This is a genomic window from Sphingomonas sp. CFBP 8760, assembly GCF_014841615.1.
Taxonomy (GTDB): domain Bacteria; phylum Pseudomonadota; class Alphaproteobacteria; order Sphingomonadales; family Sphingomonadaceae; genus Sphingomonas.
On sequence record NZ_JACYUG010000052.1, the window covers coordinates 1 to 1,103 of the forward strand.

General features: G+C 66.2%; 1 protein-coding gene. It reads right to left on the reverse strand.

Translation table 11 applies throughout. The features are described from left to right. Positions 1-127: 127 nt before the first annotated feature. Positions 128-1,103, reverse strand: a 976-nt coding sequence (locus IFT82_RS20295) for an arsenic transporter (protein ID WP_192129939.1), incomplete at its 5' end; no start/stop codon positions are given.

The window sequence follows — 1,103 nt, forward strand, 5'->3', positions numbered from 1 at the left end:
CTGGACCGGTTCATATCAAACCCGCACCATCAATCGTCGGGACCAAACATCTAATGCGGGCAGATAATTGGGGTCGGATAGCGTGCGCAGGGGCATCAGCGGTGTCCTGTCGGAAAGTGTTAAGACGTCACGCGGCGCTCAGCCGCAGCGCGAGTGCGGCAAGCGTGAACAACAGCACCGGAACGGTCAGCGTTGCGCCAATCCTGAAGTAGTAGCCCCAGCCGATCCGGATACCCTTCTGCCCCAGGACGTGCAGCCAAAGCAGCGTCGCGAGCGAGCCGATTGGCGTGATTTTGGGGCCGAGGTCGCAGCCGATCACGTTGGCGTAGATCATGGCTTCCTTGACCGCGCCCGTGGTGTGGGTCGCGTCGATCGACAGCGCGCCGACTAGGACCGTCGGCATGTTGTTCATCACCGACGACAGCAGCGCGGCGATGATGCCGGTGCCGAACGCCGCGCCCCAGACGCCGCCCTGGGCGGTGCGATCAAGGAGACCGGCGAGGTGGTCGGTCAGGCCGGCGTTCCACAGGCCGTAGACGACCAGATACATGCCGAGCGAGAAGATGACGACTTGCCAGGGCGCGCCCCGCAGCACCTTGCACGTATCGATGACGTCGCCGCGCGCGGCGACGATGAGCAGGAGGACCGCGCCGGCAGCGGCGACGGCGCTGACCGGTACGCCGATGGGTTCGAGCAGGAAGAAGCCGGCCAGGATGACGGCGAGGACGACCCAGCCGGCCCGGAACGTGGCCCGATCGCGGATCGCGTCAGCTGGTGCGCGCAACTGTGCCACGTCGTAGCTAGTTGGCACGTCGCGGCGGAAGAACAGCAGCAGCACGACCAGCGTCGCGGCGATCGAAGCGAGATCCACCGGCACCATCACGGACGCATAGTCGGCGAAGCCGATGCGGAAGAAGTCGGCTGACACGATGTTGACCAGGTTGGAGACGATCAGCGGCAGGCTGGCGGTGTCGGCCACGAAGCCCGCGGCCATGACGAACGCCAGCGTCGCCTTGTCGCGGTAGCCGAGCGCCCGCAGCATCGCGATGACGATCGGCGTCAGGATCAGCGCCGCGCCGTCGTTGGCGAACAGCGCCGACACG